The sequence below is a fragment of the Gottfriedia acidiceleris genome, assembly GCF_050457485.1.
GTDB classification, from domain to species: Bacteria; Bacillota; Bacilli; order Bacillales; family Bacillaceae_G; genus Gottfriedia; species Gottfriedia acidiceleris_D.
The window spans coordinates 238,458-264,663 of sequence record NZ_JBCMJM010000007.1 but is presented as its reverse complement, the minus strand read 5'-3'; the positions used below and the strand labels follow the sequence as shown (position 1 = coordinate 264,663).

The 26,206-nt window shown below is 33.1% G+C and carries 21 protein-coding genes; 8 read left to right on the top strand and 13 right to left on the bottom strand.

Features of this window, described 5'->3' with window-relative positions:
- Positions 1-4 precede the first annotated feature (4 nt).
- From ABEY15_RS07625 to kynU, 5 genes are all read right to left on the bottom strand, one after another.
- Positions 5-1,195: a M20 family metallopeptidase gene (locus ABEY15_RS07625; protein ID WP_429889520.1), complete on the bottom strand. Its 1,191-nt coding sequence runs from the start codon at positions 1,193-1,195 to the stop codon at positions 5-7.
- 176 nt (positions 1,196-1,371) lie between these two features.
- A complete protein-coding gene (locus tag ABEY15_RS07620) occupies positions 1,372-2,673 on the bottom strand; it encodes a hypothetical protein (protein ID WP_429889519.1) in 1,302 nt (433 codons plus the stop codon).
- A 203-nt stretch (positions 2,674-2,876) separates the two neighbouring features.
- Positions 2,877-3,671 carry an alpha/beta fold hydrolase gene (locus tag ABEY15_RS07615; RefSeq protein WP_429889518.1) on the bottom strand — a complete coding sequence of 265 codons (795 nt, stop codon included), beginning with the start codon at positions 3,669-3,671 and terminating at the stop codon, positions 2,877-2,879.
- A 197-nt stretch (positions 3,672-3,868) separates the two neighbouring features.
- Complete coding sequence (locus tag ABEY15_RS07610) at positions 3,869-5,299, bottom strand: amino acid permease (protein ID WP_429889517.1); 1,431 nt, start codon at positions 5,297-5,299, stop codon at positions 3,869-3,871.
- Between the two features lie 38 nt (positions 5,300-5,337).
- Complete coding sequence (kynU, locus tag ABEY15_RS07605) at positions 5,338-6,624, bottom strand: kynureninase (protein WP_429889516.1); 1,287 nt, start codon at positions 6,622-6,624, stop codon at positions 5,338-5,340.
- A gap of 221 nt (positions 6,625-6,845) precedes the next feature.
- Between kynU and ABEY15_RS07600 the strand changes: the two genes are divergently transcribed.
- Complete coding sequence (locus ABEY15_RS07600) at positions 6,846-7,457, top strand: TetR/AcrR family transcriptional regulator (RefSeq protein WP_429889515.1); 612 nt, start codon at positions 6,846-6,848, stop codon at positions 7,455-7,457.
- A 56-nt stretch (positions 7,458-7,513) separates the two neighbouring features.
- Here ABEY15_RS07600 and ABEY15_RS07595 read toward each other — a convergent pair whose 3' ends face one another.
- Positions 7,514-9,046, bottom strand: coding sequence for a long-chain-fatty-acid--CoA ligase (locus ABEY15_RS07595; protein WP_429889514.1), 1,533 nt, complete (start codon positions 9,044-9,046; stop codon positions 7,514-7,516).
- A 30-nt stretch (positions 9,047-9,076) separates the two neighbouring features.
- Positions 9,077-10,258, bottom strand: a complete 1,182-nt coding sequence (locus ABEY15_RS07590; RefSeq protein WP_429889513.1) for a CaiB/BaiF CoA transferase family protein — start codon at positions 10,256-10,258, stop codon at positions 9,077-9,079.
- A gap of 241 nt (positions 10,259-10,499) precedes the next feature.
- Here ABEY15_RS07590 and ABEY15_RS07585 point away from each other — a divergent pair, with 241 nt between their 5' ends.
- Positions 10,500-10,733: a hypothetical protein gene (locus ABEY15_RS07585; RefSeq protein ID WP_429889512.1), complete on the top strand. Its 234-nt coding sequence runs from the start codon at positions 10,500-10,502 to the stop codon at positions 10,731-10,733.
- 479 nt (positions 10,734-11,212) lie between these two features.
- On the opposite strand, the gene ABEY15_RS07580 is transcribed toward ABEY15_RS07585, so the two are convergent.
- Complete coding sequence (locus tag ABEY15_RS07580) at positions 11,213-11,362, bottom strand: hypothetical protein (protein ID WP_429889668.1); 150 nt, start codon at positions 11,360-11,362, stop codon at positions 11,213-11,215.
- 261 nt (positions 11,363-11,623) lie between these two features.
- On the opposite strand from ABEY15_RS07580, the gene speB reads away from it, so the two are divergent.
- From speB to ABEY15_RS07550, 6 genes are all read left to right on the top strand, one after another.
- Positions 11,624-12,568, top strand: coding sequence for an agmatinase (speB, locus tag ABEY15_RS07575; RefSeq protein ID WP_429889511.1), 945 nt, complete (start codon positions 11,624-11,626; stop codon positions 12,566-12,568).
- Positions 12,569-13,105: 537 nt separating this feature from the next.
- On the top strand, positions 13,106-13,687 hold the full coding sequence (locus tag ABEY15_RS07570) for a TetR/AcrR family transcriptional regulator (RefSeq protein ID WP_429889510.1): 582 nt from the start codon (positions 13,106-13,108) through the stop codon (positions 13,685-13,687).
- A gap of 467 nt (positions 13,688-14,154) precedes the next feature.
- On the top strand, positions 14,155-15,330 hold the full coding sequence (locus ABEY15_RS07565) for a glycosyltransferase family 4 protein (protein ID WP_429889509.1): 1,176 nt from the start codon (positions 14,155-14,157) through the stop codon (positions 15,328-15,330).
- A 12-nt stretch (positions 15,331-15,342) separates the two neighbouring features.
- Positions 15,343-16,389, top strand: a complete 1,047-nt coding sequence (locus ABEY15_RS07560) for a CotS family spore coat protein (protein ID WP_429889508.1) — start codon at positions 15,343-15,345, stop codon at positions 16,387-16,389.
- A complete protein-coding gene (locus ABEY15_RS07555; protein ID WP_429889507.1) occupies positions 16,382-17,407 on the top strand; it encodes a CotS family spore coat protein in 1,026 nt (341 codons plus the stop codon). Before ABEY15_RS07560 ends, ABEY15_RS07555 begins: the two co-directional genes overlap by 8 nt.
- A 16-nt stretch (positions 17,408-17,423) precedes the next feature.
- Positions 17,424-17,630: a hypothetical protein gene (locus ABEY15_RS07550; RefSeq protein ID WP_429889506.1), complete on the top strand. Its 207-nt coding sequence runs from the start codon at positions 17,424-17,426 to the stop codon at positions 17,628-17,630.
- Between the two features lie 142 nt (positions 17,631-17,772).
- On the opposite strand, the gene ABEY15_RS07545 is transcribed toward ABEY15_RS07550, so the two are convergent.
- The 5 genes from ABEY15_RS07545 to ABEY15_RS07525 form a co-directional block, all read right to left on the bottom strand.
- Positions 17,773-18,027, bottom strand: a complete 255-nt coding sequence (locus tag ABEY15_RS07545; protein WP_429889505.1) for a spore coat protein — start codon at positions 18,025-18,027, stop codon at positions 17,773-17,775.
- 13 nt (positions 18,028-18,040) lie between these two features.
- The gene (locus ABEY15_RS07540; RefSeq protein WP_429889504.1) at positions 18,041-18,229 is read right to left on the bottom strand and encodes a hypothetical protein; all 189 of its coding nucleotides are present in this window, start codon (positions 18,227-18,229) and stop codon (positions 18,041-18,043) included.
- Between the two features lie 270 nt (positions 18,230-18,499).
- Positions 18,500-19,981 (bottom strand): amino acid permease, encoded by a 1,482-nt coding sequence (locus ABEY15_RS07535; protein WP_429889503.1) that lies wholly within the window; start codon positions 19,979-19,981, stop codon positions 18,500-18,502.
- Between the two features lie 500 nt (positions 19,982-20,481).
- Entirely contained in the window at positions 20,482-21,375 is an 894-nt protein-coding gene (locus ABEY15_RS07530) for a LysR family transcriptional regulator (protein WP_429889502.1), read from the bottom strand.
- Positions 21,376-21,695: 320 nt separating this feature from the next.
- Positions 21,696-25,913, bottom strand: a complete 4,218-nt coding sequence (locus ABEY15_RS07525) for a S8 family serine peptidase (RefSeq protein WP_429889501.1) — start codon at positions 25,911-25,913, stop codon at positions 21,696-21,698.
- Positions 25,914-26,206: the final 293 nt, after the last annotated feature.

Below are 26,206 nucleotides of genomic sequence, written 5' to 3'. Positions count from 1 at the left end.
AATTTTAGTTATTTAATATGTTAAAAGCTCCTTGAACAAAGGTCTTTACTCCATCCTTTAAAGCTTTCTCATCAATATTAAATTTCGGATGATGGTGAGGATATACTATTCCCTTTGTCTCATTTCTTGAACCTACAAAAAAATAAGCTCCAGGTACTTCATTAAGAAATGCTGAAAAATCTTCACTTCCCATGATTGGGTTAATTAATACACGATTTTCTTCTCCAAATAGTTCACAAACAGTTTTGTCTATTAAACTAGTTACTTCTTGATCATTAATGATCGGTGAATATCCAAAATGGTAATCAAACTCATATTTTGCCCCATGAGCATCAGTAATACCTTTTACAATTTGTTCGATCAACTTAGGTATATTATTTCGAACTTCAGGTTTAAAGCTCCGAACAGAACCACCAATTGTAACAAAATTTGGGATAACGTTTACTGCAGTTCCTCCATTAAATTGGGTCACTGAAATAACAGCTGTATCGATTGGGTCAATCTTTCTTGAAACAATGTGTTGAATATTTGTTACAACTTGAGTTCCAATTAAAATTGGGTCGATTGTTTGATTCGGCTGTGAAGCATGACCACCTGCACCAATAATTTTGATCTTAAACATATCTGCCCCGGCCATAATAGGTCCATAATTCAACCCAATTTTACCCGTTTCCAAATTACTCGTTAAATGAGCCCCAATAATCAGATCAACGCCATCAAGCACCCCCGCATCCACCATCTCAATTGCACCACCTGGTGGTAATTCTTCTGCATGTTGGAAAATAAAACGGATTTCACCTTTTATTTGATTTTTAAAACTACAAAGAAGTTTCGCTGCTCCTAAAAGCATCGCAGTGTGCCCATCGTGACCACATGCATGCATAATTCCATCCTTTTTAGACCTAAATTCAATTTTATTTTCTTCATGAATCGGTAGTGCATCCATATCCGCTCGAATTGCAAGGACTTTTCCTGGATGATCTCCTATTAATCTAGCAACAATACTAGTCCTAGTTGGTCTAGAAATTTCGAAGTCTCCAAATGATTTTAGTTTGTCATACACAAATTGAGCAGTACTATCTTCTTGGAAGGATAACTCAGGATTTTCATGCAAATACCTTCTCCATTCAATCACTTCGTCGTTAATCGAACTAACTAATTCATCTAAGCTTAATTCAGAAAAAATTTCATACACTATTGAAACACCTCCGAGATTCATTCAAATTGTTTTTAAGGAATATTTACGGTCATTTTCCTTATATGTTGATTTTATTACGTGAAAACGGTTTCTACAATACTTTTTTATTTAAAATTCAAAATATTAACAAAATTTAACTCTACAAAAAAAATAAACACTCCAATTTGAAATGTTTATTTAAAGCGATAGATTTTACTAGGTCTCCCACGAAAAGATAAAGATTCCTCGCCAATACATTCTAGTAATTCTACTTCACACAAATCTGCAACTATGCGTCTAGCATTTCGTTCTGTCATATTAAGCTGTTCAGCTAAATTCTTTGTTGTAAAATCGGACCACCCCATTCTCTTAATGAGATTTTGGATTTTATGAAATGTCTTCACGCTAATATTGCCTAATTTAAGTTTTTGCAACAATTCTTGGTCATCTGTTCGATAAGCATATGTAAACTCTTCTTCTCTACCAACTGACTCGGTGATTTCTCCGTTCTCTTGGACAATTATGATCTTTCGATTATTCGTTTCTTTTGACTGTTGAATTGATTCAATCGCATGTTTCTCTGCAGAAAAAACAGTCTCCCCAAAACCAATACCTACGGAGACTTTTGAATCAGATTCTAACGATAACTGTTCAACCGTATTTTCTAACATTTTAATCTCTCGTTCAATTACACCTCTAGAACTGTAAATTAAATATTTCCCGTACCCTTTTTCAATTAAAGAACCATTTAATTGTTCACAAAGTGTTAGAAGCACATTCTTAATACGAAGCTCGATGTGCTGTAAATGATAAGGTGATTTTGCTTTCTTAATAATCTCCTCAAAATTTTCTATTTCAATCAACTCTACTCCAATTTGAGAGTCTTTAAAATAAAGTCCTTTTACTTTTTCCGTTAATAGCTTTAATGTTTGTCGAATATCAACTCTACTAGTAGAGATCCATTCTACTGGAACTTCACGTTTTTTTAATTCCTGATAAATAGTTGGAAAATTAGTCAAAACACCTTCAGTTTTATTTGCTTCCCATAATTCAAGATGAAATTGTAATATCTCCTCTAAATTTATCTCTTCTCCTTCAAACCTTTTTATATAAAGCTGATCAAATGGGGTATTCAGCTGCTCTAAAGCATCCTCTAATAGATTAGAATACATTGGCATATCAACGCTTAATTGCCTAATTAACTTACCAGTATGATACATAATATTAAGCAGACTTTTATATACCGTAGCCTCAGTATGAGGAATATACAATAATTTTTCACTAGAATGTAGTATTTTTTTGGCAATATTATATGGTAATTGCCCTGAAAAAAGCCAGACATCAACATCTTGATCATGTTTCTTTACAATTTCTTTTGTTTCTACTGGCTCCTCATAGGCAAATGGGAAAAACTTCATTTCTTGTTCATATTCTTTAGAAAAACTTAAAATTCTTTCTATAGACCACTCTGGGCCGACCAGTCCAATACGATACATTATTACACTCCCAAATACTCACAGATTTGTTTTATTTACGATTTCATTATGTACTTTGTCTAATTAATCTTAACAGTAATACACCTTAATTTACCACGTTTATTAAAAATTGATTGCATAAAAAAAGACTTTTTCATCAAGATCTTGTACTTGAATAAAAGCCTTTTTAAATAATTTACATTGCATGTTCTATTTTTCTGCCGTTAAAACGAACTTAAATAATCCTTTATTTCCTTTATTAATTCTTCAGGAGACTCATACATACTCATATGCCCTGCGTTATTCAAAGTTGCAGTCTTAATATTTTCTTTTTGGACCGAAAAAGTCTTTTCAGGTGGAATAATCTGATCGTCTTTACCTGCAAGTAAAAGAACAGGTAAATTCGTATCATTAAGTACATGATTCCTATCAGGTCTATTTTTCATGCTAATTAAAGCCTTAACAGTCCCATCTACTGAAGTTTTATAACCGATCTGTTTTGCTATATCTATTTCTGAACTATTTTTTTGAATATTCTTTGGAGAGAAAAGTTTCGGAATTAACCCATCGACTACGTTTTTCACTCCTTCATTTTTGACTTTTTCAGCAGTTGCCTCTCTACCTTTTTTTGCTTCCTCACTATCTGGATAAGCAGTAGAGTGGATTAATGAAAATCCATTTAAATAATTAGAGTATCTTTCCGCAAATGCAAGTGTTATATAGCCTCCAAGCGAGTGCCCAAACATAGTTGCTTGCTTAATGTTTAATTGATCTAGTAGATCTTTCAAAACATCTGCATAATCTTCTATTGTATGCTCTTCTTTTATAGCAGTAGAATCTCCATGTCCTGGCAAATCAACTGCGATTACTCGATAATCCTCTGCCAACTTTGGAACTACTTTTTCCCAATATGCATGACTACCCATAAAACCATGAATTAAAACGATTGCCTTCCCTTTCCCTTGATCCTTATAAGCAATTGATAAATTTTCAAGTTCTACTTTACTATTAATGATCATTCAACTCCATTCGAGAATATTAATATCGTACTATTTACTAATTAGAAAATACCTTTATTAAAAAAAACTAGCATAAAAGAATCTTATGAACAAAATTCTGCACTTAATTATTTTCTCCTCTCTTTTCTCTAAATAATCTTTAAATAGAAAAGGAGTGTCTCAAAAAATGAGAAACACCCCTAATTACTAGAAAGACCTTAAAATTTATCTACTTTCTCCTTAAAAACTGCATCGTTACGTTGAATTTTCTGACCCTTATTTTTATTTATAAATAAGTAAGCCACAAATAATACAATTAACCACGGTATTCCGAATTGAAGCATAATCTTAAAGCCAGTAAACCAAGAAGTAATTGTTAATCCTAATAATAAAATTGCTCCTAGTATTGTGAAGTAAGGGAAACCGATCATTTTTACTGGTAATTTACGCCCGCCTGATTGTTCCCATTTCCTTCTAAAAAATAGATGCGAAATAAAGATTGTCATCCAAGTAAACATCGCACCAAACATTGAAATTCCCATCATAAATGCATATGAGGAATCAGGTAGTACTGCATTTACAATTCCAGCAACAACAATACCAATTGTTGAAACTGCTAGAGCATTTACCGGAACACCTTTTTTACTTACTTTTCCTAAAATTTTTGGCGCATGATTAGTTTTTGAAAGGGAATAAACCATACGGGTTGAAGCATATAGTTGGCTATTCATCGCTGATAAGGCTGCCGTTAAAATAATAAAGTTCATAAATCCAGATGCAAAAGGTATATTTAATATTTCCATTACCTTTACGAAAGGACTTTCATCAACGCCTGCCGATTTCCAAGGAACGATGATCAGCATGATTGCAATTGTTAATACATAAAAAATTGATAAACGAAAAACTGTTGCTTTAAGAGCTTTTGGAACAGCAATATCAGGCTCTTTTGCTTCACCTGCTGTAACCGCAATCATTTCAGTTCCTAGAAAACTAAATAATGATATAAAGACGGCTACCCACATGCCCCACCAGCCAAATGGCATAAATCCTCCATCATTTGTTAAGTTCTCTACACCAATATTTGCATGGTTAGATGAACCAAACAAAACATACGATCCAAGTAGGATAAACCCAACAATTGCGCTTACTTTAATCATTGAAAACCAATACTCAAATGTTGCAAATGTATTAACACTAGTCGCATTTATATAGATTAATACTGCTGCAAAAAAGGTGATCCAAACGAATCCAGGTACAGTTGGAAACCAATATTTCATATAGACTGCAATTGCACTTACCTCTACTCCAACAGCAAGAACTTGTGCTACCCAATAGGAATAACGAACTAGATATCCCGCCATAGGATGAATATATTTTTCGGCAATTGTTCCAAATGAACCGCTAGTAGGATGTGCAACGGTCATCTCTGCTAAGCACCCCATGAGCAGTAAAACGATAAATGCACCAACTGCATAACTGAGTAATACGCTTGGACCAGCAGTTTTTATTGCTAATCCGCTTCCTAGGAATAACCCCGTTCCAATCGCACAACCCATTGCAATCATCGTTAGTTGACTAGTTTTCAAATCCCTTTTTAAGCCTTTTTCTTGCTCGTTTTCAATTTTATAATTAGTGGTGGATTTCTTCATAATCTCATCCCCTTGTCCCCTTAGATAGCCAACTAAACTTATGCCACAACTTCACGTTCATTTTTAAATTTTTCATATTGCTTTTCATTCATGATTTTCTTAAGTGTTTGGACAACTTCCCAAACTTCCTCGTAAGAAGTGTAAAGCGCTACTGGTGCTAGACGAATTATATTTGGTGCTCTGAAGTCAGGAATAATACCGTTTTCTTTCAATGACTTACAAATACGCGCTGCTTCTTCATGCTCTAGACTTACATGTCCTCCTCGACGAGAATCTTCTCTAGGAGATCCAATGAAAAATCCCATTTCTGCTAATTCTTGTTCAATACAATCCATTAAAAATTGATTTATTCGAAGTGATTTTTCTCTAATCGCATCAATTCCAGCTTCTGTAAAAATCTCCAAAGATCCGATTAATGGTGCACAGCTTAACACATGTGGAGTTCCAATTTGATAAGCTCCAGCATTTTCAGCAGGAGTTAGAGTGTGTTCCATATCAAATTGCTTATCTTTTCTTGAACCAAACCAGCCAGCAAGTCCTGGCAATGCACCAAAATGTTTGCGATTAACAAATAATCCACCTACACCACCTGGTCCACCATTTAAGTGCTTATAATTACACCAATAAGCAAAATCAACATCCCACTCGCTAAAAGAATGTGGAATTGATCCAACTGAATGGCAACCATCAAAACCGATTAAAATTCCCCGTTTATGAGCTTCTTCAGTTAAGCGCTTCATATCTAAAATTTGACCACTACGGTATAAAACTGTTGGTAAAATAATCAATGCGATTTCTTCCGTCATTGCATGAATAATGTCGTCCTCATCTAAATAACGTCCATCTTTGCTTTTTACGCAAATTAGATCTAGCTCAGGGTCTAATCCGTGAATACGTAGTTGACTTTGAAGTGCATAAATATCTGATGGGAATGTAAGTTCATCAGCTAATATCTTTTTTCGATTCCCCTTTGGTTGGAAAAAAGTAGCTACTAACTGATGTAAATTAACCGTCGTGGAACCGGTTACAATTACTTCCTCAGATGAAGCACCAACTAAAGGAGCTAATTTTTCTCCTAATTTTTCAGCCATGAAAAACCATGGATGATTACCATTTGTCCAACCATCTATTCCATAGTTCTTCCAATCTTCCAATGATTCTAGTAAAGTACGTTCAGCTCTTTTAGAAAGTAGACCTAAAGAATTACCATCCATATAGATTGATTCAGGATTTAAGTAAAACTCATCTCTATACTGTCTAAGTGAATCAAGACTGTCCATCTTTTTGGCGTATTCTAATGTTGTTTCTGTAACTTTCGTAATCATAATGTTCCTCCTCTATCAATCTACTAATTAATCTATTGTGAAAAAATCATATCAAAATAACTGACATCATGTCAATGACATCATGTCAAATATTCTGATAATAAAAATTTTACTTATAAAGAGCTGGTTTTATATTAATCGTACATAGTTTTTCTGTCATTTCTTCCATTTTTATAAATTTACCTATATGCTAGAGGTAACATATGTTGGAGGACCGTAGTATGAGTAATGACAAAGTAGAATCTAAGCGTCAATTACGTTCATTAATGACAAGACAAAAGCTACTAGAAGCTGCTAAAGAAGTATTTCTTGAAGAAGGATTTCAAAAGGCGACGATAACACAAATGATAAAAAAAGCTGATATTGGCTATGGAACAGCTTATGTACACTTTAAAGGTAAAGAAGAGCTTTTAATTGTGTTAATGGAAAATGTAATGGAAAGGTTTTATGAAATTGCCGAAACTCACTTTTTTCCTGAAACGAAAGAATCCGCTGAATCGATTATTTATAAACAAGCTACTTCCTTTCTAAAAATGGCAGAAGATGAGCGAAATATGATGCAAATTTTTGAACAAGCTATTGGAGTATCTGAAATCATCTCAGACAAATGGAAAACGATTCGTGAAAAGTTTATTGATCGCATATCACTCGATATTTCTTATGCACAAGAAACAGGAATAGCAAGAAAAGAACTAAATCATGAACTAGTCGCGCGTGCTTGGTTTTTTACAAATGAGATGTACTTATGGGAAATCGTTCGAAATGAACAACATTATACCATTGAAGAAATTGCCCAAACGATCACATCACTATATACAACTGGTCTTTATTAAGAACCAAATAAAAGAGCTCAAACTTTCACTTCTAAAGTTTGAACTCTTTTTGAATTCTATTTTGAATTAGCACTACAATACATTTCTCGTAATATAAACTTCTGAACTTTCCCAGATGCATTTCGAGGAAGCTGCTCAATAAATTCAACAACTCTAGGAATCTTATAACCTGCCATTCTTTCACGGCAAAAAGAGCCAATCTCCTCAATAGATAAACGATGTCCTGGTTTTAATACAACAATACCAGTTACCACCTCCCCCCATTTAGCATCAGGCGTACCGATCACTGCTGCTTCCAAAATAGAAGGATGCTCATATAATACATTTTCAATTTCAACTGAATAAATATTTTCGCCACCAGAAATTAACATATCCTTACTACGATCAACTAATGTGATATATCCTTCCTCATCTACTACAGCTAAATCTCCTGTATATAACCAACCATCTTTAATCGTATCTGCTGTTTCTTGCGGCTTTTTATAGTATTCCTTCATGATTGTTTCACCTTTTAAGATTAATTCACCAACTTCACCAGGTAAAACTTCTTCATCTTGTTTATTGACTACTTTAATAATTGTATAGAGTAAAGGTGTTTTCCCTGTTTTTCCTAAATGATGTTCATGATCTTCTGGAGAAAGATAAACCCCTGTAGGTCCCCCTTCTGTTAATCCACATAAGCTGAAGAATTGTTTTGTATTAAATAATTTCATACTTTTCATTAAGATTTCAGGTGGCATAGGAGCTGCTCCGTATGCACATCTTTTTATAGAAGAAAGATCATATTGGTCAGCATTTGGGACTTGCTGTAAATAGTTATACATTGTAGGGACACCAAAAAATAAAGTAATTTTATACTTTTCAATATCCTTTAATACATTTACTGGGTTAAAGTCTCGGTGGATCACATTTGTCATTCCCAAATATAAACCTGGTAATAGAAAGATTACAAGCTGAGCACAATGAAACAATGGAGCAACATGTAAAAGACGATCCTGGCAGCTTTGTCCCATTACCGCACTCAATCCATTGATTAGTTTTTCAATTCGTTTATAGTCGAAAAGCGCACCTTTTGGTTGCCCAGTCGTACCTGAAGTATATAGTAAATGAAAATCATCATCTCCGGAAATCTCTACTTGGGGATCTTCATCAATTGATGACAATACATCAAAGAAGCTTAAACAATCCGGCGATGAAGTTGCTGGAGCAGTAATGACATTTCTTACTTTCAATGAGGTTTTTGAAGCATCTATAACGACTTTTTCTAGTTCTGAATCACAAACCACAATGACACTATCTGATTGCTCTAAAATATATTCAACTTCCCTGGAAACAAGACGGAAGTTAATTGGTACGACAACTGCTCCTATTTTTACAGCAGCACAATAACTAATCGCAAACAAATCAGAGTTTGCCATCATTAAAGCTAGTTTTTCACCTTTTTTTAAACCTAGTTTCTGTAATCCCCATGCAAAACGATTAACCACTTTATTGAATTCCTTGTATGTGTATGTACGGTCTTGATAGACTAATGCTAATTTGTCTGGGTGCCTTTGTGCGTTTAGCGATAATACATTTCCAAAACTCATTTGCTTACCCCCATCTTAACTAATTTAGATTCAATCAACTGACCTAATAACTCCCTTTTCAATGAATCGATTAATTGTTTGATCATCGTATCCTAAATTAAATAAAACCTCTATTGTATTCGTGCCAGGCTTTACGCCAACATGTTGATAAGTAGGATTAAACACAGAAGATTTAAAAGGTGAAGCAATTTGCAATTGATTTGTACCGTCATTCCTTTGGACGTTTACTAAAAGCCCCCTTTCCTTTACTTGCGCATGTTGACATGCTTCTTCAAAAGTTAAAACTGGCTCAACACAGGCATCAAATTTACTAAAAATTTCTTTTAACTCATTAAACATTTTCTTACTAAATGCACGCTTTACTTCATTTTTAAATAAATCTATCTCATCCTTAGCCTCACTATAAGAATAAGGAAGAAATTGCATGATTTCTAATGCCTCACATAACTGTTTTCGAAATGAAGGTTCAAGACTGCCAACTGAAAAAAATCGTCCATCTGCTGTTTCATAATAGTCATAAAACACGCCTCCATTTAAAAGATGTTCCTCAGGCTTTGGATTAATTTGTTGAGTTAAAAAACCAGAACCCATTAAAGATTGCAACGCAAAAGTACAATCTGTCATGCTAATATCAATCCACTGTCCTTCTCCAGTTTGCTCACGATGAATAACAGCAGATAAAATTCCGATAATCGAATGTAACGATCCACCTACTTGATCTGCAACTTGGATGCCCATAGGAACTGGGCTTTCATTTTTTCTAGTCGAATAACTCAACACACCAGTTAATGAAAGATAATTATTATCATGCCCTGCTCGATTTCGATATGGACCTGATTGACCATATCCAGTAATTGAACAGTAAATTAGTTTCGAGTTAATTTTCTTTAATTGCTCATAACTTAAGCCAAGCTTTTCCAACACTCCTGGTCGAAATTGCTCTATGACAATATCGTATTCCTTCACTAACTTATGGATTATTTCAGTACCTTCTTTGCTTTTTAAATCAAGGGTAATCGATTTTTTAGAACGATTAATTGTTTGATGTGCGGCAGATTGCTCCCCATCAAAGGGAGGTGAAGTTTGTAATAAGTCGGGATGATATGGAGATTCGATTCGTAATACTTCTGCACCTAAATCCGCTAATATCATAGTTGCGTAAGGACCAGGTAAAAGGCGTGTGAAATCCAGAATTTTCAATTTATTTAACATGCAGTAAACCTACTTATCATTATAATTTTCCCCCTCCATCTCTATAGTTTTTCGTGTACATTAATTATTCTAGATTACTTGGTATCTCTCCTTTTTTAAAAGAGAATGATAAAGCATATTATTGAATATTGATTAAAAACAACCATTTTTAACCTACTTAGTTAAATTAGAAAAAAGGGTTCACTTATCGGTTGTGGAATATTATTAACTTCAACAAAATAAAAAAAGTAGGTGCATTTTTATGAAGAGATCACATGAAACCGAAATCTCTGATGGGAAAGTTAATTTGGAGGAGCACAGAATATATTCACCAATAGAGGATCTACAAAAAATAGAAGGTGTTAGCCCTTTAAAAAGGAATAGTTTGGACTTAGATAACAAGCCAAAAGGGATTAGATTTATTGGATATTTTATAATTGGATTTATTGTCGTATCTACTTTATTTGTTCTAATTGCAAATTTATTTTACAACTAAAGTCATTACTTAGATCAGCTGAGTAGTAGTAAGTTTGATTTTCCTTCACAATGACATAGTATTAGACGAAATTTTGCAAGTAGTATTGGACAAAATTACACTATTTGTATATTTATTATAGTTTTATAATAAATATACACCATTAAACATTCCTAATACTTACGTTAATTCGTACTTGTAAATTTCGTTCATTGAAGGAGACAAAATATGTACAATACACAAGCAAAGTTTAACAATCGATTTAACGGTATAACATTAACAAACACTTATCCAAACGACATTTTAATTATCGAACCTCAAAAAAAACGATGAATTCGAAGTAAGTGGCCTTTATTAATAGCTTATTTAACAATTAAATGCAAAAAATGAACCGATCAGAAATGGTCGGTTCATTTTTTACAAATTTTCATTATTTGTTCTTCCATTCGAAAAAAACGATACACACGTGAAATGCACTGCTACCACTAAAAAGTGGTTTTTTAATCACGCATTGCCCCTGCCTCACGAGAAGTCATTGCTCCTTGGCCATGGCTTACATCATTTTGGATTTGTTGTTTTACTTTTTGTGGATTAGTTCCTGATTGCATATTAGTTCCCATATTCCCTTTACCTTGCTGATTCCGTGGCATAAAATCCCTCCTAAGATTATTGTTAAACAATCATATTATTTACAAAAACCCTTCGCATATCCCAAGGAATTTCAAATAAAGACGTAAGCAATTTTTAATGGATTAAAAACCTGTCTAAATAGACAAGCCCCTTTTTTAAATCAATAATAAGCATCATTTTCCAAATTAATTGTTTGACTATTCAGATTTAATAAACTATAATCATATTAAACTAACTACCGGTAGTTAATAACCGGAATAAAAAATTAGGAGATGATTTTTGTGAAATATCCACTTTCACCTGATGTAAAACCTGAGTTTTGTACAACTGGAACGTTTATGAGATTACCGTCTGCTAGAGAAAATGCAAAATTAGCAATCGTTGGCATGCCGTTTGATACTGCAGCTTCATTTCGTGTTGGTGCACGCTTTGCTCCTCAAGCAATCCGACAAGCTTCTATGACTTTATTCCCATATCATCCGATTCATAAGGTTTATCCATTTGACGATAGTAATGCGATCGATATTGGAGATGTATCGGTTATTCCTCATAATATCCATCGAAGCTATAAACTGATCGAAGACGCAATGTTTGATTTAATGGAAAGCAACATTATTCCAATTGCCTTAGGTGGCGACCACTCCATTACATTAGCAAACCTACGAGCTGCGGCTAAAAAACATGGTCCAGTTGCGATGATTCATTTTGATTCACATACAGACACCTGGGATACATACTACGATGAAAAATATTGGCACGGTTCACCGTTTATTCGTGCTCACGAAGAAGGACTTCTAAACCCAAACAAGGTATTCCAATTGGGTATTCGAGGTACGTTGAATCATCCAGGAGATATAGATGCTAGCCATGAGCTTGGCTACAATGTTATTACTACTCCTGAAATGTATGAACGTGGTTTTGAAGCTATTTTAAATGAAATGAAAGAGGTAATTGGTGATACACCTTGCTTCCTAACTTTTGATATTGATTTTGTCGATCCTTCTTGTGCTCCAGGAACTGGGACTCTTGAAGTAGGTGGATACAATAGTATGGAGACATTAAAAATGATTCGTTCTTTAACTGGCTTCAACTTTATTGGCTTTGATATCGTTGAAGTACTTCCATCCTATGACCCAACTCAAATCACATCACTATTAGCTGCAACACTTGTTCATGAATTTGCTAGTTTAGCTACATTGCAAATTAATAAAGAAAACTCAAAGTAATTTAAAAAGCTCTGTTTTCTTTAGACAGAGCTTTTTTCCGAGTATTGAACATTGCCAAATATTGAATAATACGAAAACTAATTGCAGATTCTCCTTTACTTTCTCATGAACCCTTTATGAGTAAGGTAATTTCATCATTTTGCTTTTTTACTAACTCATGAACCCTTTATGAGTTAGTATATTTCATTATTTTGCTTCTATACTAACTCATGACACCTTTATGAGTTAGTATAGATCCTCATTTTCCTTTTTTACTTACTCATGAACCCCTTATGAGTAAAGTATCTTCACCTTTTTCCTTTTTTACTTACTCATGAAACTTATGAGTATGGTATTTTATTTGCACTTTCTCTAATTTGTTAGCAGTTTATGCTTTGTTATTTTCACCACTCTTTGATTTATTATTTTTTCTACAACATGAACAATGATTTGTCTCCTCTAAACGAAGCTTTTTTTAATAAATCTAAACATTATTTAGACTTCACAAAGATTTGAGTTTATAATCTAGCTAACAGGAGTTAGTTTCGGAGGATGAAGATGACAAAGGATAAGATTATTGCAGCAGCACTTGCCCTATTTTCCAAAAATGGCTATGAAGGTACCAGTTTAACTGAGATTGCAAAAGCAGTTGGAATTCAGAAACCGTCAATTTATAACCATTTTAAAAGTAAAGAAGAAATCTTTCTTACCATTTATGAGAATATTTTATGGCTTCATGTGAAAAAAGTAGACGGGCTGATGGGAGAAATAAGCGAACTATCTGCGAAGGAACAACTTTACCAAATTCTAAACGTAACATTTGAATATTATATTGAGTTCGAGGAGCAATCTACTTTCGTTAACCGCGCTGTCTTTTTTTCTCCTGAACCATTAAAAGAACAATTACATACACAGTTCATGGAATCAGAAGAAGCGATGTCAACTATATTAAGATCAGTTATTGATAAAGGTATTAAAAATGGAGAAATTCGAATTGGTAATGTTGAAGATTTTGTTATGTCTTATTATTGTTTAATTGATGGCATATTTATCGAACTATCCTATTATGGAGCCGAAAAAATGAAACCACGAATTTCGAACATCTGGAGAAATTTTTGGTATGGTCTAAAAAATGATTAAATAAACAAAGGGCTTTACTAAACAAGATTATCGATTTTAAAAGAAATTCATAAGGTGCGAGACTTCTGTAGGAGACTCTGAAGGCATTAATGATCGAGAAGTTTCACCTTAACGCCCAAGTTCATATAAAAAGGCATTCCAAATTTATTAAAAATATATAAATACGATTATTTACTGATATAAATAGCCTGTATCTTTGATTACCAATTGATCATAGATACAGGCATTTTTAATTTTTATTTAATAGTCACGACTATTTATTCAATAAGAGCATCCCTTTCTAATAACGGGACATTTTGCTCCGGATTGAAGTTGCCTGTTGAACGAAAAAAAAGCGGATTCAAATATATCATATTTTTTGTAAATTTCATTTTTAGTAGATACGCCGTTACTTTACAAAGAATTAATCATAAATTAATGTTAGGTCCTAAAAGTTTAATAAACTATGACTAAATTATTGAAAGGAGTTGTCTCCGATTAAAATCGCACTCATTTGTACAGAAATGTTTCCCGTCCCTCCTGTTGGTGGAGGTGCAATCCAAGTATTAATTGATGGGGTATCACGGTATTTAAATATAGAGCATGAAGTAACGATTTATGGTATTACTCACCCTGACCTTCCAGATAGAGAAGTTGTTGATAGAGTCGAATACGTTCGTGTTCCAAAGCAAAATTATGTGTATAACGTTGGGATTGAATTATCAAAAAAACGGAAAGAAAAGGAGTTTTATGATTTAGTTCATGTATTTAATCGCCCAAGAGACTTACTAATTTATAAAAATTCAATGCCTGAGAGTAGATTTGTTTTGAGTCTTCACAATGAAATGTTTAGGGAAGGTAAAATCTCTACTGAGATGGGAAATTTAGTTATTAAAGCGGTAGATCGAATAATGACAATTAGTGAATATATTGGACAAACTATCGTATCACGTTTTCCTTCAGCCAAAAGAAAGATAAAAGCTGTGTATTCTGGAATTGATTTGAATCGATATAGACCAGTTTGGGACAAAGATGTACTAGCCCAAAGAAAAGAACTACGTCAAAAATATGGTATAGACGATAAGCGTGTTGTTTTATTTGTAGGTCGATTAAGTGCAGTAAAAGGTCCAGATATTCTTTTAAAAGCAATGGAAAAAGTATTTGAAAAATATAGCGATACAGTATTAGTAATTGTTGGAAGTAAATGGTTTAGTGATGACCGAATGGATGAATTTGGATTAAAGCTTTATCAGCAAGCAGAAGCACTTGGTAAAGATAAAGTAATCCTCACAGGTTTTATTCCCCCAAAAGATATTCCTTCACATTTTTTAATTGGTGATCTTTTCGTCTGTAGTTCTCAATGGCAAGAGCCTTTGGCTAGAGTTCATTATGAAGCTATGGGTACAGGGTTACCAATTATTACTACAAATAGAGGTGGTAATGCAGAAATTATAAAACACCTTCAAAATGGTTATCTCATCGATGATTATTCAAATCCTGAATCATTTGTAGAAGCAATTTCATATCTACTTTCCAATAAACTAGAGGCTAATCGATTAGCGAGAGCTGGAAGAGCATTTGTAGAAACAAATTTTGGATTTTCACATGTTTCAAACCGATTAGAAAAACTTTATGAAGCTGCCGCAAAAGGCAATAAAAATTAGGGAGGTGTCTAAATGGACACAATTTTTGCTGATGTTGTGAAAAAAGTAATTTCTCAATATCCTGTTGAAGTAAAAAATATCTACTTGCTTTCATTTAAAGGAAAAAAAGCTGTATGGTCTATTGAAACAGATATTGGTGAAGTTATTATGAAGAAAGTTCCGTTTGATGAAAATCATATTAAATTTATGGTTCATGCGATTAACTATTTAATTATGAATGGTATTAATACACCAAAAGTAATTAAAACAAAATCAAATGAAGGATTTGTGAAAATTGATGACGAGTATTTTGTTGTATTTGAAGCAGTCTATGGAAGACAGCCAGAATATAAGTACGAAAACGAATTGAAAATGATATTAAATGGTATGGCCTCATTTCATAAGGCATCTACTGGAGTAGAATTTACTGATGGAGAGTTTCCTTCTTATTTATTAGTTGAATGGAAATCAGATTTAGTAAGAAGATACGAGAGATTAGTAAATTGGAAGGAAGAAAGAGCTAAGGTAACTGAAAAAAACGAAGTGGATATGCTATTTTTGGAACATGTAGATACATTTTTAGTACAGTGTCAAAATTCACTCTCTATATTAAATGCTTCGTATTTTGAACAATGGATGGAAGAAACAAATAAGGTTAAGACATTATGTCATCAAGATTATGCAGCTGGAAATCTAGCAATTGGCAATGATGGTAAACTATATGTCTTTGATATGGATTCTTTAACTGTGGATTTCCCAGTACGAGATATGCGAAAAATTTTGAATAAAGTAATGAAAAAACAAGATGCATGGGATTTAAATCTGATGACTACTATGTTGAAAGCGTATCATGAAGTAAATCCTTTAACAAAAGAACAATATCAAATTCTAAAAGGAGATATTCTTTTTCCACATTTATTTTATGGTCAGATTTCAAAATACTATGAAAATAGAGAAGCAAAATGGACCTATGCAAAGCATTTATCAAAAATTAAAGATATGATCTCTACTGAATTAAGTAAAGAAACTGTTGTACAAAAATTTTTCAACAGTATCGATGAGGTGTTATTAAATGGATAATTTCGATAGTTTAGTAAATGATCTAGAATTAGGTAAGAAATTAATGAATGAATTTTATCCAAGCATTACAATTAATGAAATTAAGATCATTCAAGGTGGAGGTATTAAGACGATTTGGAAAATCGAGTCGTCTATAGGTACCATTTGTTTAAAAAGAATAAGAAAAAATATTCCAATTGTTAACTTCACAACTGCAGCGCAAGACTATCTTTACCAAAAAGGAGCGCTAGTGGCTCGCATTATACCAACAAAGGATAATGAGCTATTTTTTGTTCACGAAGGTTTTGGACTAGTTCTATATGAGTGGATTGATGGTACTGATCTTGATATGGAAGAAAATCAAGAGCACTTAGATATTGGCTTAAAGGGACTTGCACAATTTCATTTAGATTCGGTTGGCTTTGCACCTCCAGATGATTGGAAAACGTATGACCGAATGGGTGCTTGGCCAAGACATTACAATACAATGCTAGAGGAAATGAAAGAATGGAAAATTATTTCACAATCAGAGACTTCTGAATTTCATCAAGCATTTTTAACAAGCGCTGATGAAATGATTGAAATGGCACAACTAGCTGTGGACATGCTAAATAATTCAACATACACCAAATGGGTAGATGATATTGGGAAATTTGGATATATGTGTCATCAAGATTACGGGAAAGGAAATGCGCTCCAAACTGAAAAAGGTGTATATATATTAGACCTAGATAATTTGGCATATGATATTCCTTTAAGAGATGTTCGTAAATTAATCGTTGGTCGTATAGAAGAATTAGGAGCCTGGGATTTAGAAGAAATGGAGCGATTAATTGACGTTTATGCCTCAGTTTTTCCTTTGACCGAGGACCAAAGAAAAATAATTTATATCGATATGTTATACCCACATAAATTTTACGGTTATGTAAAAAAACCTTTTAAAAAGAAGGAAGCAGGAGAACTAAAGAAACTTAACAAAAGCTATATAGTTGATAAAGAAAAAATAGCTGTTCTAAAATTAGCATTAAATATAAATTAAATCGAGGTGAGATTCAATGAGAATGGAAGAAGAATTTGTTGGTAAAAAACTTCAGTTTGCTGAACTATTAAAAAAAGTTGCAAATCAAATTGAAACTGATCAATTTTTAATTAGAGGCAGAGAAATTAAAATGTCAGATGAAGACATGGAATTTAAAATTAGCCATAAATCTGATTTCGGTATGCACAAATTATCCATTTCAATCGAATGGCTTGAACAATAATAGAAAATGCTATAAGAAAATTTGTTCTATAGCATAAAAATTCAAAAAAGCTCAACCTTACATATGTAGGATTGAGCTTTTTTATTAGATTTTTACTTCTTATCTATTTAACACAATTCATCCAATTGCATTAATTATATTATTACTGATTTGAAGTCAATTCAGATTTGAATTGTTGTACGATCTCATCTGATGCAGGTGCAGCAGGCTTGTAAAATCCTTTTTGAAGTGCATAATTGTACAGTGCACGCTGACGTGCTTCATCTTGATTACGTAATTGAATTAAAGTTTGTCTTAATTCGTTATTATTAGACTCATTAATGAATCCAGCGTAAGCTGATAAACTAGCGTTAAGCCCTGCTAAATAATCATTGACCATATCTTTATCTTGAAACATTATAACAATCCCCTTATCCTAAAAAATTTAATAGCTGTTGTTTAGATTGCGTTGCTGATTGGGCGTCTCTTTGTAATAAGGCTTTTAATTCAGGATCAGAGCATTGTTGCGCATATGCTTCTAATTTGTTTGCGATTGTACTATGCCCTCCGATTATATGACGAAGGTTTTCTAATTCAAGTTCTGTTAATGAATTGCTCATTATTAATACCTCCTTTCGAAAAAAAATTACATTCAGACTGTTGACAAACGCTCACTTTCTTCGTTGCTTCGCCTGCCTCCGGTGTTCAATACCTTCTTTAGTAACTCCGCTCCTCGTTAGACTTCGCGCCTCGAAAAACAGACGTTTTCAATCACTCTGATGTTCATGGTTTGTCTACATTCTGACTTTATTAATTTTCCAAAATACTGTAAAAAAATACGCAAAAAAGCTCAATCTATACAAATAATAGATTGAGCTTTAATTTAATTATTACTCTCTGCTGAAGTCAGCTTCTTCTAATTTAACCTTCTTCGTTTTCATCACTACTTTATAGCCAAGGTATCCAAGAATAAATAATGGTAGTCCAATATAAGAAACTGCAATACCATACCAGTCAATTTTTTCTTGGAAAAACGCTTGATAATTCGTTCCAAGCATTGCAACTAAACATAAAACTGTTGCTAAAACTGGACCAAGTGGGAACCATTTTGCTAAATAAGGTAGATCTTTTAATTTTCTTCCTTGAGCGATATACGCCTTTCGGAAACGATAATGCGTAATTGAAATGCCTAACCAAGAAATATAACCAGCTAAGCCCGCTGCATTTAATAACCAATTGTATACTGTACCATCACCAAATAATGAAGTTAAAAAGCAAAGCGCACCAATTAGAGTTGTCGCAATTAATGCACTTACTGGAACTCCACCTTTGTTTACTTTTCTTAAGAACTTTGGTGCTTTTCCTTCTTCAGCTAATACCCATAATACACGAGAACCAACGTATAAGCTTGAATTACCTGCTGATAAAACTGAAGTTAAAATAACTGTATTCATTGCAGCAGCTGCAAAAGCAAGTCCAGCGTGTTTGAATACTAAAGTAAATGGACTAATCGCAATACTATCAACATCTCCACCTAATAAGTTTGGATCTGTATAGCTGATTAAACAGCCGATAACGAAAATCGCTAATACGTAGAATAATAAAATACGCCAAAAGATTTGTTTGATTGCTTTTGGAATATTCTTTTCAGGATTTTCACTTTCCCCTGCAGTTACTCCAACCATTTCGGTTCCTTGGAAAGCGAAACCTACAATCATAAATACACTAAAGATCGATAAGATACCACCTTTAAATGGTGCTTCTCCTTTTGTGAAATTATCAAATCCACCTGTATGACCACTCATAATACCGAAAATCATTAATAATCCAATTACAATAAAAATAATGATTGTAGCTACTTTAATAATTGAAAACCAAAACTCAGATTCTCCATATCCTTTTACAGACAGTACATTTAATCCAAAAATTAAAATAAGGAATATAGAACTCCATACGATCCCTGGAGTATGTGGGAACCAATATTTCATAATTAAAGCCGAAGCTGATAATTCTAAAGCAAGGATAATTGCATTGTTATACCAATAATTCCAACCAACAGCAAAACCAAGAGCTGGATCGACAAATCTTGAAGTATATGTGCTAAAAGAACCCGAAATTGGAATAAGAGTTGCCATTTCAGCCAAGCTAGTCATAAGGAAATAAACCATGATACCAGCGATTAAATAAGCAACAAGGGCTCCACCTGGCCCTGCATCATGTATTGTTGCTCCACTCGCTAGAAATAGACCAGTACCAATCGTACCACCCATCGCGATCATCGTTAAATGTCTTGTTTTTAGTTTTCTCTCTAAATGCTCTTTTTGAGGAGCAGAACTTTGAATAAAATCATTTTTACGGTTTGTATTTTGCATGAATACACCTCTTTTATGTTTGAATTGAAAATTCCCCTAATACGAAAAGACTGCTTTTATTTATAAGTTGTTTCAATACTCTTCTAATCTAAATATCACATAAATTTGGTGACCTGTGGTAATACACAGTCTTAACTACCTAAATTAATAGTAATCCTAGATGATTAATAGTGTAAAGATGTAAATCCTCCCTCCTTTATGTAAAAAATAGTAAAACAGTATTTATTTCCTAGATTCTTAAATGTGATAGCGTTTTCATTTTTTTTACTCTCATTAGAGCAATGCACTTAATTAAAACTATCATAATTTGACGAAAAATAGAAGTAATTTTTTTACAATTTAGACTATTTAGAGTAATACAAGAATAGTATTTCTAAATAATTTTGCATATTTTTTCATTATACCGAATCAATATTAGTTTTGGGAATAGAAAAATCAAAAAAAAAGTGGATGAAGTATTCATCCACTTAAAAAATTAAAATATATAAAATAATGACAAATTAATTTAATTCTTCTTTTAAAATTGCAATATAATCTCTTATCAACCTAGATAAATGTTTTTTACTAGACATAATCCATACATAATGAAAATTTACTTCCTCGTAGTCAACTATATCAATTAAAACATATTGATCACCAAAATTGTAATCAACATTTTTAAAATCTGGTACAAATGATACGCATAAAGTATCCGATATCGTATTCTTTAACATATCAATATTAGTTGTTGCAAATAATTCATTCATTTCTCCAAATTTATTAAAGAAATTACGCTTAAAAATTTGAATATATTCGCCGTTATAAAGTATAAGAGATTCTTTCACAATTTCTTCTGGTGTAACAAATTTTCTTTCAGCTAACGGCGATTTCTTACTAACTAGTAACTTCATTTTAGCATCTAAAAAATGCCTAGTAATAAGTTGATCATTATTTTCAAATATTTGATTAAAAAATGGAACAATCCCTATATCACTTCGTCCTTCAATAATATCATCAACAATATCGTTTCCTGGTTTCTGGTAGATTTCAATGTTGATTTTAGGGTATTCATTTTTTATAGATGAGATTGGTTTTGAAAGAGTTGTTGTAAAACCTGGTACAGCTGAAATTTTTAATTTACCTGAAATGTTGCCGTTAATAACATTCGCTTTTTCCACGAGTTCCTGAAACTTAATAAACATCTCTTTTGCAATCGTAATAATTTCTTCTCCTTCAATTGTTGGAACTGCACTATTCCCTCTTGATCGTTCGAATAATTTCACACCTAGTTTTTTCTCTAAACTGACGATTGACTGACTAATAGCTGACTGACTAACATACAGATTTTGTGAAGCAATTGAAAAAGAACCCGTTTTTGCTACCTCAACAAGATACTCTAATTTTTCGATATTCATGTATTTCCCCTTCCAACAATATCCCATATCGACCGACCATTATGAAAAAAGACCTATTTTTTAAATATTCTCTCTCTTTTAATTAGGCCTCTATTACAATAAACTTATTTCTACTATTATATATTCTATTTACTTCTACAAATTCATACAAAATACCTGTATACGAATTCCCTGTTTTTCAATCTATATTTAAGATTATATCACCCTATTTACCTATTAACTTATAAAATTAATATAATTCAAATACAATTTTATCCAATCACAATTATAATCATATAAAAGAGCCTGTTCTCAATCTTTTGAGAACAGGCAACTTCTTATTATAAACCTAATTCACTCTTAATTGTTTCTAGCGTTTCACCTTTATACTTTTTAACTGGTTTTGGTGGTGCTGCAATATATTTATTTTGCATTAAGTAGTTCTTTTCAACAAATGCAAAGTCTTTCGCATCTACCGTACCGTCAAAGTTAATGTCAGCACTGCGTTTATTCGTGCCCCAATATGTTTGAATTGCTTGAGCATCCTTAATATCAATCACATCATCTTTGTTAACGTCACCAGCTGTTGCATAAGGTGTTGTCTCTAACCCTACTTGATATACTCTACCATACAATACTCCATCTAACTCTTCGTAAGTATTAAACTTTTTATACGTCGTAAAGTGACCTGGAATATCTTGAATGAATGTATAATCATCTTTAGTCGGAGCCAATCCTAAAATGTCAAATGTACCATTCTTAGCTACAACATTAGATTTTACTTCTTTTCCTTTACTATCAACAATTGTTAATGTTGGTGAGACTTTAGAGTAATCTCGAGTTCCATCCCACTGACCATTTACAGTTAGACCTTCTGCATGGATATATCCTCTAATTTCTGTTTGGTTTGTAAAGATAGCCATTGGAGTTATAACAGTAAACGGTCTTGTAGTAGTATTATCTAAATTTGTAAACATAGATGATACAGATCTCAATGTACTAACTCCATCACTCGGAAGAGCTGTTTTCGGAACTTCAATCGTTAAATCTACCATTGGAATATCACCAGATACTCCTGTTGAATTATTAAAGTTTACAGTAACATCTGATGAAATGACACTACCCGAAGTAGTTTGTTTAACATCAAGTGTTCCTCCAAGCTTCTGTGCTTCAGGATTTAATGCGATATTTGTTATTTTATTACCTGCTGTATCTGAGAACTTGTAGTTCGCTTTCATTATTTTTGATACATTGTTAGCAGTTAAAGTTAATGTAAACTTATCACCTGGTTTTAAAATCGCGTTATTTAATTTTGTAGGTATATTTGGTTGACCATATACATAAGGCGTATGCTCATTTACAAAATAATATTGCTTTTGTAAATAGCCGTTTGTAGCCTCATCCATTCCTTCAAATTTTACACTTAAAGCTTTTAAACTAGGCATCATCTCGATCTCATCTGCTGCATTTCCGTCTTTATCAAGCGTTAAATTACCGTTAGGGAAGAAATCATTATATGTGTAATAAATTTCATTTTGCGATTGATCGGCATTCATTCCAGCAGCTTTTTTTACAGCGATATTATCATCTGAAATATGGGCAGTCATAGCTAAAGTATTTTGACCATCTTTATATTCAACAATTTGCTTTCCTGGTACTTCACCTTCTACTTGCATGTCCCATTTCGGTTTGGTATTGTCGACGAAGAAGTCATCAGAAACTGTAAATGTTTTACCATTATCATTTTGACCAATTAATTTAAATGTATATTGTCCAGCTTTTGGTACAACAAGATCCTCAATATTAGTTGCAATTGGATTATCTGGATCATTTGTGAATGGCATATAGTATCCTTGATAAAATTGACCAACTGAGTAATTAACACCTTCATTCATAAGTAAACCGTAAAACGTTCCAATATAGCCTAAATCTTTACCTGTTTTAGAATCAGCTATTACCACATCGATTGTATTCATATGTGACTTTAGACTTAAATTTGCTCCAATCCATCGATCCCATTTTTGACTTGATTGAGACAATGATTCTGGAGAAGAATGTCTACTTAAAGAGAACGAGTCAAACCCTTCTTCAACATAGTGAACTCCGAATGGAACTTTATATGTTTCTGAAGAATTATCTTTGTTTGTATAAATGACATAACCCTCATAAAGGCCTTTATCCGCTGTTTTTGGAATTGTTAATGTCACATTTGTTTTCTTTTGTGCAATTCCTTTTAATGTAATTGTAGAATCTGTTTGTAATGTTACACCGTTTGCTGCTGCATCCTTTGAACCACGTAAATTCGTATTGAATTTAACACTCACATTAAATGTTTTCGCCTTTTCGCTCTTATTGAACAATGTAACAGTACGAGTATCCACTGTATCATTGCCGTCAAAAGCTTTATTGCCAAAGCTAATTGCACCAGAGTTTTCTTTTACTAATTTTTCTTTATTGTTAATAATTGTTGGGAACTTCTCTTCTACTTTAATCTCAAAATTCGAATGAATAGCGCTGTATGGATCAACGCGGCCTGCACCAACTTCGAATACGCTATAATCCTTACTTAATGGGTCAGCCGTATTCATTAAAATTGCTTTTACATCCTCTGGTTGTAAATCTGGTTTAGCTTGTAATAGTAATGCTGAGATACCTGCAACATTTGGCGTAGCCATTGATGTACCAGACATTCTTTCGTAAGCAATTTTGTAATCGGATGGATTATCATGATTATGAACAAATCCTGGTACTGTTGATAATACACTCACACCAGGTGCAGTAACTTCTGGTTTGATATCATATGTGATTCGTGAAGGGCCACGAGAACTAAAATCTGCTAAATTGTCGCCAGCTAAGCCGATTTTACCAAGATCACTAAATGAAATGCTTTTAGTAGTGTATTGAGGTATTTTTTGATTTAGCACAAGTCCATCTGCATTCGTCATAGAGAATGTAGGTACGAAGTCTACTCCTTCACCTAAGTTAAACGGTAAATGACCTTCTGCTACATTATTATTGTAAATAATAACGCCAATTGCACCACGGTTTTTTGCCTGTAAAATTTTATCATTAATTGTGTTTGAACCACGCTGAATTAATGCAACTTTACCGTCTATACGAGCATTTGCACCGAAATAGTTAGCTGAAGTGCCTAAACCAACATTAATTACTTGAAGTGGCTGAGATGGCGATAATAATGTGCTTAAATTACTATCAAATCCGGTTGCCATTAATCGTAAGTCAGATGTTTGATCATCAACTTTTGTTTTCATTGTTGTGATTTCACTTGGAACATCACTCGCTCCAACAGTAAGTGCTAATGAAGCATTTCCTGGAGTACCTAATGTGTACATTCCATTTCCTGCGTTACCTGCCGCTACAACTGCAGTTACTCCACTTAATACAGCATTATTAATTGCAATTGCTTCGACTGACATCGGATTATTAATATTCGCACCTAATGAAAGGTTCATAACATCCATACCATCTGCTACTGCTTTTTCAATACCAGCAACTATTCCGTCATCTGCTCCACTTCCACCAGGGCCTAATACACGGTATACATATAGATCTGCATCTGGTGCTATACCAGTTGTTGAATAATCACTATCATTTTTACCTTGTCCAACAATTGTTCCTGAAACGTGCGTCCCGTGTTCAGTATAGTATGCACTTGGATCTGATACAGGTTTTCCAGCTTTAACCCAATCCGCATAAGTAGTTTCCATCGGATCAGCATCATTGTCGATGAAGTCCCAACCTTTTACCGAGTTTGGATTAATTGTTTTAGGATCAACACCTGGTTGTGCACGGTATCCTTTATACGCTGGTGAGATATCAGGATGATTATAGTCGACACCTGTATCAAGTACCGCTACTTTAATCCCTTTACCTGTATAACCTTCAGCATGTAATTTATTTACATTTAAGAAATTGTTTTCTGCAGCCATCCCGTGTACTGCTGCTTCTTTAGAAGGTGTTGCTTCACTAGTAGGCTTCTCAGATTGAACTGTTAAGTTACTATAAATCGCTTTTACTGCTTTTGATTTTAGAAGTGCTTTAATTTTATTTGCAGGGATCTTAATCGATACACCATTGAAAGCATTTTTATATTCATGACTAATTTTATAAGTCATTTTTTCATCTTTAGATAGCGCTTTCAAATCTTTGTCAAATGTAGCGTGGTCACCATCTACTAAACTTTTAGCCTGACTATCTGTTAAACTAGTTCCTTTTAGTGCCGCTTCTAATACCGCTACTTTATGTGGCTTTTGATTAAATTGAACCATTACAGAAACTTCGTCTGGACTATCTAAGTCGATTTTTGAACTCAAAAATAAGCCAGTTTGATCATCTGTTGAAAGCTGTTTTAATGCTTGTCTTTGAGCTGGTGTCAATTTAGCTAAAATTGACTCAGCATTTGTTGTAAAAGAATCCGCTTTAGCCTTTGATAAAGAATGAAAATATGAAGATTGGAAACTACTTGCAACTAAACCTACACCTAATGTAAGTGCAGTTGCATTTTTAACAAATTTCTTTATTGCAAAACTTTTCCCCATTTCAACAAACCTCCTGCGATTATTAAGTTAAATTTTGATAGAATTTGTTCAAGATCCATTACGAGATTTTCTCTAATGAAAGTGAATGAACTTACTATCTTTCGAATAAATCTTTACCCCTCTTCTCCTTCCTCTTGGTGTTAATTAAATTATATAAAATCAGAATTTTCTAATAAAATTAGAAATCATTATAACTAAATAAGAGAAACTTATTTCATTGAAAATAACGTCGAAACATCTTTAAAAATCATAAAAACATTGAATATTCACCTCTTATTTTCTTTATAAAATTA

Bases quoted from the DNA above. Each gene is read 5' to 3' on its own strand.
- ABEY15_RS07620 (WP_429889519.1), bottom strand. From the start codon at position 2,673: ATGTATCGTATTGGACTGGTCGGCCCAGAGTGGTCTATAGAAAGAATT.
- ABEY15_RS07615 (WP_429889518.1), bottom strand. From the start codon at position 3,671: ATGATCATTAATAGTAAAGTAGAACTTGAAAATTTATCAATTGCTTAT.
- ABEY15_RS07610 (WP_429889517.1), bottom strand. From the start codon at position 5,299: ATGAAGAAATCCACCACTAATTATAAAATTGAAAACGAGCAAGAAAAA.
- kynU (WP_429889516.1), bottom strand. From the start codon at position 6,624: ATGATTACGAAAGTTACAGAAACAACATTAGAATACGCCAAAAAGATG.
- ABEY15_RS07600 (WP_429889515.1), top strand. From the start codon at position 6,846: ATGAGTAATGACAAAGTAGAATCTAAGCGTCAATTACGTTCATTAATG.
- ABEY15_RS07595 (WP_429889514.1), bottom strand. From the start codon at position 9,046: ATGAGTTTTGGAAATGTATTATCGCTAAACGCACAAAGGCACCCAGAC.
- ABEY15_RS07590 (WP_429889513.1), bottom strand. From the start codon at position 10,258: ATGTTAAATAAATTGAAAATTCTGGATTTCACACGCCTTTTACCTGGT.
- ABEY15_RS07585 (WP_429889512.1), top strand. From the start codon at position 10,500: ATGAAGAGATCACATGAAACCGAAATCTCTGATGGGAAAGTTAATTTG.
- ABEY15_RS07580 (WP_429889668.1), bottom strand. From the start codon at position 11,362: ATGCCACGGAATCAGCAAGGTAAAGGGAATATGGGAACTAATATGCAA.
- ABEY15_RS07570 (WP_429889510.1), top strand. From the start codon at position 13,106: ATGACAAAGGATAAGATTATTGCAGCAGCACTTGCCCTATTTTCCAAA.
- ABEY15_RS07560 (WP_429889508.1), top strand. From the start codon at position 15,343: ATGGACACAATTTTTGCTGATGTTGTGAAAAAAGTAATTTCTCAATAT.
- ABEY15_RS07555 (WP_429889507.1), top strand. From the start codon at position 16,382: ATGGATAATTTCGATAGTTTAGTAAATGATCTAGAATTAGGTAAGAAA.
- ABEY15_RS07550 (WP_429889506.1), top strand. From the start codon at position 17,424: ATGAGAATGGAAGAAGAATTTGTTGGTAAAAAACTTCAGTTTGCTGAA.
- ABEY15_RS07545 (WP_429889505.1), bottom strand. From the start codon at position 18,027: ATGTTTCAAGATAAAGATATGGTCAATGATTATTTAGCAGGGCTTAAC.
- ABEY15_RS07540 (WP_429889504.1), bottom strand. From the start codon at position 18,229: ATGAGCAATTCATTAACAGAACTTGAATTAGAAAACCTTCGTCATATA.
- ABEY15_RS07535 (WP_429889503.1), bottom strand. From the start codon at position 19,981: ATGCAAAATACAAACCGTAAAAATGATTTTATTCAAAGTTCTGCTCCT.
- ABEY15_RS07530 (WP_429889502.1), bottom strand. From the start codon at position 21,375: ATGAATATCGAAAAATTAGAGTATCTTGTTGAGGTAGCAAAAACGGGT.
- ABEY15_RS07525 (WP_429889501.1), bottom strand. From the start codon at position 25,913: ATGGGGAAAAGTTTTGCAATAAAGAAATTTGTTAAAAATGCAACTGCA.